Genomic DNA, 6,161 nt, shown 5'->3' with positions numbered 1-6,161 from the left:
AAATTAACAGGATATGGAAAAGATAACGCGGGAACACATTACTTTGTAAATGGGAAATATGCAAACTGGTGGTATGACGATGGAACAGATTGGTTCTTCTTCCAAAACGGTAAGAAATTTACAGGATATGGAAAAGACAACGCGGGAGCCCATCACTTTGTAAATGGTAAATATGCTATCGCTAAAGAAGAGAACAAAAACACAAAACGTGCTATTTTCTTAGATCCTGGACACGGTGGAAGTGATTCAGGTGCGGTTAGTAATGGTTTAAGAGAAAAAGATTTAACCCTTAGTGTATATAATAAAGTGAGTAGTCGTCTTGCTTCTTTAGGTTATTCAGTACTAACAAGTAGAAATACTGATAAAGATGTAGGTTTAGTAAGTCGTGCTGATCAAGCAAATAAATCTAATGCGGATATGTTTTTAAGTATTCATTTTAATGCTGGAGGTAGAGGAGCTTCTTATGGTATAGAAACTTATTATTATAAGGCTCGCCCAGAGTATACTCCTGCTATAAATAAGGATAAACATAATGACCCAGAAAGACTAGAAAAGAGTAGAAAATTAGCACAGAAAATACAACAAAGTCTAGTAAGTAAAACAGGAGCATACGACAGAGGCGTAAAAAGAGAAACATTTGCAGTACTTCGAGAAACATCTATTCCATCAATCTTAGTTGAATTAGGATTCATAGACAATCAAGAGGAAGCAAATAAAATTAAGACTAATGAGTATCAAGAAAAACTTGCCGATGGTATTGTTAATGGAATCGTAGAATACTATAAATAAGTTTAATGCTATTATTTAATAAAGTATAAAATATTATAATGAGGGTATCTCAAAAATTTTGATTTGTAAAAATCGTTTTTTATGAGGTATCCTCATTTTTATGTGTTAAATTATATCAATAAATTCATATTAAATTATAACAGTTGTTGCTAAAAGTCTTTAAAATTGGTATACTATAAGTTAAAGAACTTGAAAGCGAAGGAGTGGGCTTAAATTATGGTATATAACCACAGAGTTATTGAAAAAAAATGGCAAAAATATTGGGAAGAAAATAAGACATTTAAGACGTCAGATGATCACAGTAAAGAGAAATTTTATGCGTTAGATATGTTTCCTTATCCATCAGGGGCTGGTCTTCACGTAGGTCATCCAGAAGGGTATACAGCTACTGATATCTTAAGTAGATATAAAAGAGCAAATGGATATAATGTACTTCACCCAATGGGATGGGATGCGTTTGGTTTGCCAGCAGAGCAATATGCTTTAGATACAGGGCATGACCCAAGAGATTTTACAAAAACTAACATTGATACGTTCCGTCGTCAAATTAAAGAATTAGGATTTTCTTATGATTGGGATCGTGAAGTAAATACAACAGATCCTAAGTATTACAAATGGACTCAATGGATTTTCAAAAAACTTTATGAAAAAGGACTTGCTTATGTTGATGAAGTGCCTGTAAACTGGTGTCCGGCATTAGGAACAGTTCTTTCTAACGAAGAGGTTATCGATGGTAAATCTGAGCGTGGAGGACACCCTGTAGAGCGTCGTCCAATGCGCCAATGGGTACTTAAAATTACTGAGTATGCAGAGCAACTTATAGATGATTTAGATATTCTTGATTGGCCAGAAAGTCTTAAAGCTATGCAACGTAACTGGATTGGAAAATCTGTTGGTGCTGAGATTGACTTCAAAATTGAAGGAACTGATAAAGAGTTCACAGTATTTACTACGCGTGCTGATACTGTATTTGGTGTATCTTACTGTGTACTTGCACCTGAACACAAACTTGTTGAAGAAATCGTTACAGAAGATCAAAGAGCGGCTGTTGAGGAGTATCTTGATATCGTTAAACGTAAGTCTGACCTTGAAAGAACAGATCTTAACAAAGATAAAACAGGAGTATTCACAGGAGCTTATGCGATTAACCCTATAAATGGTGAAAAAGTAGAACTTTGGATTGCAGACTACGTTCTAGCAAGCTATGGAACTGGAGCTGTTATGGCTGTTCCTGCGCACGATGAGCGTGACTATGAATTTGCGACTAAGTTTAACCTACCAATCAAAGCTGTTATCGAAGATAATGGAGAAGTTGTTGTACCATTCTACGGTGATGGTAAACACATTAATTCTGACTTTATCAATGGATTAAACAACGAAGAAGCTATCTCAAAAGTAATTGAATTTTTAGAAGAAAATAAAGTTGGACGTAGTAAAGTTACATACAAACTACGTGACTGGTTATTCTCAAGACAACGTTACTGGGGAGAACCAATTCCAATTATTCATTGGGAAGATGGTACTATGACTACTGTACCTGATAGTGAACTTCCACTATTACTTCCAGAAACTGACAACATTAAACCATCAGGAACTGGAGAATCTCCACTTGCTAATATTGAAGAGTGGTTAAATGTAGTAGATCCTGAGACTGGTAAAAAAGGTAAACGTGAAACTAACACAATGCCTCAATGGGCCGGTTCTTGTTGGTACTACTTACGTTACATTGATCCACATAATGATGAAATGTTTGCTGATCCAGAGAAATTAAAATACTGGTTACCTGTAGATGTTTATATCGGTGGAGCAGAGCATGCTGTACTTCACTTATTATATGCTCGTTTCTGGCACAAAGTACTTTATGATTTAGGTTTAGTACCAAGTCGTGAGCCATTCCAAAAACTATTTAACCAAGGTATGATTCTTGCTGAAGGTAAAGATGGTCGTCCGGAAAAAATGTCTAAATCTAAAGGTAATGTTGTTAACCCTGATGATATTATCGTATCTCACGGTGCTGATACATTACGTGTTTATGAAATGTTCATGGGGCCATTAGATGCTTCAATCGCATGGAGTGAAAATGGACTTGATGGATCTCGTCGTTTCTTAGATAGAGTATACCGTCTATTCGTTGATGAAGAAACTGGAAAAGTAAATGATAAGGTTCAAGACAAAGATAATTCAGAATTAGAAGTAAGCTATAACTACACTATTAAGAAAGTCTCAGAAGATATTGAAATTCTAGGATTTAATACAGCTATTTCTCAACTTATGGTATTTGTAAATGACTGTTACAAAGCTGAATACATCCCTCGTAAATATGCGTTAGGATTTATCCAACTTCTTGCACCATTTGCACCTCACCTTGCTGAAGAAATGTGGGAAGTTTATGGTAATACTGAGTCAATTTCATATGTACCATGGCCAACATTTGATGAGAGCAAACTTGTAAGTGATACTGTAGAAATCGTAGTTCAACTTATGGGTAAAGTTAAAGCTAAATTAGATGTTAAGAAAGGCTTAACACCAGCTGAATTAGAGCAAATCGTTCTAGCTAATGAAGAAGTAAAAGAATTAATCAAAGGAAAACAAGTTATAAAAGTAATTGTAGTTCCTGGAAGATTAGTTAATATCGTAGCTAAATAAGGAGAGACACATGGAAGAATTAATTTATAGTATTGTTAGTGAGATTGTTGAGCATAAAGATGAAATTAAAATCGAAAAATTTGTTAAAAATGCACGCGAACACTACATTTTAACAGTACACCCAGAAGATTGTGGGCGTATAATAGGGAAAAAAGGTACAGTAATTAGCGCAATCCGTACTGTGCTAAATTCAACAACATTTAGTAAAAAAGTTTACTTAGATTTAGTAGAAGAATAAGATAAATGTTAAGTAGGAGTCTGAAAGATAGATATTTTTCAGATTCCTATTTTGTTTGGTAGAATCGAAGTTTAGCTAGTGGGATATGGACTACTATTTATTTAAATTTTAAAATGGATATAGTATAATTAGTTGAGAGAAGAATTGATTTTAAAAACGGATGATAGGAGAGTATAATTATATTGTAAGCTTCATCCGATAAAGAAAATATTAAATATTAGAAAGGTATAATTAAATATAAAGGAAGGACTATAAAATGGTAAAAATTAAAGCTAACGGTAATGAAATAGCATTACTAACTTCAGATACTGATTATATCAGCTTAACTGACATTGCAAAATATAAAAGCTCAGAAAATCCTGCTGATATTATAAAAAATTGGCTAAGAAATAGAAATACTCTAGAGTTTTTAGGTGCTTGGGAAAAAATGAATAATCTAAATTTTAAACTGGTCGAATTCGACCAGTTTAAAAGTGAAGCAGGTCTTAACAGTTTCTTAATGTCTCCTAAAAAATGGATAGAAACAACAAATGCAATAGGGATAAAATCAACAGCGGGTAGATATGGGGGAACTTACGCACACTCGGACATTGCGTTTGAATTTGCTTCTTGGATTTCTCCAGAGTTTAAATTATATATTATTCAAGATTATCAAAGATTAAAACAGGAAGAATCATATAAAAATAAATTAGAATGGCAAACTAATAGATATATTTCAAAATTAAACTATACTATTCATACAGATGCAATAAAAAATAACTTAATTACACCTACACTTACTACTACACAAATAAGACATAAGTATGCAAGCGAAGCTGATATTTTAAATATGGCGTTATACGGAATGACTGCAAAAGAATTTAAAAACAAATATCCTGAAAAAGAAGGGAATTTAAGAGATAACTCTACTATTGAGCAGTTAATGATAATGAATAATTTACAAATATTAAATGCCGATATGTTAAAATCAGGAATATCGTCTGAAATTAGATTACAAAAATTAAATGAAATTGCAATAGAGCAACAAAATATATTAATAAAAAATAATCAAAAAGCATTACAGGAACTGAAAAAATTAAAATAAATCTATTCTAATTTTGAAATGATGTATGTATAAAGAGTATTTAAAAAGGAGGTCACATGATAGAGATAGTTGATGGATATTTAGTTAATGATGAGAATATAAGAATAGCATTCACTAATAGAAAGGTTGATGCGAAAAATAGTGAGGATATGAAAAGATTCTCTGATGAATATGGATTTAATCATAATAATATAGTCTTTAACACACAAGTTCACGGAGCGGATGTGCGTATTGTTGAATCAGATTCTGATATTAATGAGAACGGGAAGGAAGCTGATGGGTTAATTACTAATTTGGCTGCGACATCGCTATTGATTTTTACTGCTGATTGTGTACCTGTAGTATTCTATGATAAAAAGCAAGGTGTTGTCGCCTTAGCTCATGCAGGATGGCGAGGAACATATGGAAATATTGCCGGGGAAATGGTAAATATCATGACGGATAAATATAATTGTAAAGTAGAAAATATTAAGACTATTATAGGGCCGTCGGTTAGTGTTGATAACTATGAAGTTTCTTATGATCTTATAGAGAAATTCGCTGCTTTAGAAGTGCCGAATTATTATAAAGAAAATGATGGTAAATATTATTTAGATTTATGGAAATTGAATAAAGAATTGTTGAAAAAATGTGGTATACTAGAAGATAACATCAAAATTATTGATTTCTGTACGGTTAGAGATAATGATAGATTCTTCTCATATAGATTAGACAATGCTACTCCAAAACGTATCGGAACAATAATTCAAATAGATTAAATTCATATAGAATAGAGGAAACAATATTGGAAAAAGATATTAAATTAGTTGAACAAACAGCTACATTTAAGAGATTGCCAAAAAGTGATAGTAGATGGCGTGTAGCATTTTATTATATAGCAAAAGAATTTTGGGATTTAGAAGAGGTTTTCGTAATAATAGATAAAGCTCTTTATGAAGAACAAGGATTAAAAATTCCAGTTTTTAGAGAGTATAAAGAGGCGGAAGGATTCCAAATTTTTTCTAGTCATATAAAGGCGAAGGAATTTGTAGAGAAACAAGGTGATTTATTCGTTACTGCTAGTGGAGAAAAACTTATTGGTAGAATACGTCAAGGTGCCTTTAGAGAGGTGTTCGTTCCATTTTTTGCTGAACAAAACTTTAATTATCTATTAAATGAGGATGAAGCATTGTTCGCTGATACATTCAAACGACTTCTTGCGGTTATGGAAGTTAGTGAGAACTATATTGTAGATGAAGAACAAGAAGCTATGTTAAAAGCAGGCGATGTTCAAAGTTTCTTTGCGGATATTTGTAAAAAATATATAGTATTAGTATAAAAAATAATCTTCAAACATATTTTGACTTGTATGTTTGAAGATTATTGTTTTGTATTTAATGAATTTATTTTATAGCATAATTTATT

Annotated in this window: 6 protein-coding genes; all 6 read left to right on the top strand. The window is 32.3% G+C overall.

All coding sequences use genetic code 11. The features are described 5' to 3' along the window. Positions 1-789: N-acetylmuramoyl-L-alanine amidase family protein (locus JX287_RS03085; protein WP_239650320.1), on the top strand; the 789-nt coding region annotated here is incomplete at its 5' end. 216 nt (positions 790-1,005) lie between these two features. Beyond that, the gene (leuS, locus tag JX287_RS03080) at positions 1,006-3,435 is read left to right on the top strand and encodes a leucine--tRNA ligase (RefSeq protein ID WP_204641811.1); all 2,430 of its coding nucleotides are present in this window, start codon (positions 1,006-1,008) and stop codon (positions 3,433-3,435) included. Between the two features lie 10 nt (positions 3,436-3,445). Next, positions 3,446-3,673, top strand: a complete 228-nt coding sequence (locus tag JX287_RS03075) for a KH domain-containing protein (protein WP_204641800.1) — start codon at positions 3,446-3,448, stop codon at positions 3,671-3,673. 256 nt (positions 3,674-3,929) lie between these two features. Beyond that, positions 3,930-4,757 (top strand): KilA-N domain-containing protein, encoded by an 828-nt coding sequence (locus JX287_RS03070; protein ID WP_204641798.1) that lies wholly within the window; start codon positions 3,930-3,932, stop codon positions 4,755-4,757. A gap of 56 nt (positions 4,758-4,813) precedes the next feature. Further along, positions 4,814-5,515: a peptidoglycan editing factor PgeF gene (gene pgeF, locus JX287_RS03065; RefSeq protein WP_204641796.1), complete on the top strand. Its 702-nt coding sequence runs from the start codon at positions 4,814-4,816 to the stop codon at positions 5,513-5,515. 26 nt (positions 5,516-5,541) lie between these two features. Continuing rightward, the gene (locus tag JX287_RS03060; protein ID WP_204641788.1) at positions 5,542-6,075 is read left to right on the top strand and encodes a hypothetical protein; all 534 of its coding nucleotides are present in this window, start codon (positions 5,542-5,544) and stop codon (positions 6,073-6,075) included. Positions 6,076-6,161 lie beyond the last annotated feature (86 nt).

The sequence above is a fragment of the Gemella haemolysans genome, from assembly GCF_901873445.1.
Taxonomy (GTDB): Bacteria; Bacillota; Bacilli; order Staphylococcales; family Gemellaceae; genus Gemella; species Gemella haemolysans_C.
Note: the sequence above shows the minus strand (reverse complement) of the source record. Positions and strands in the feature narration are given on the sequence as shown.

What these genes read in the sequence shown, in the direction of transcription:
- pgeF (WP_204641796.1), top strand. Translation starts at nt 4,814, where the DNA reads ATGATAGAGATAGTTGATGGATATTTAGTTAATGATGAGAATATAAGA.
- JX287_RS03070 (WP_204641798.1), top strand. Translation starts at nt 3,930, where the DNA reads ATGGTAAAAATTAAAGCTAACGGTAATGAAATAGCATTACTAACTTCA.
- JX287_RS03075 (WP_204641800.1), top strand. Translation starts at nt 3,446, where the DNA reads ATGGAAGAATTAATTTATAGTATTGTTAGTGAGATTGTTGAGCATAAA.
- leuS (WP_204641811.1), top strand. Translation starts at nt 1,006, where the DNA reads ATGGTATATAACCACAGAGTTATTGAAAAAAAATGGCAAAAATATTGG.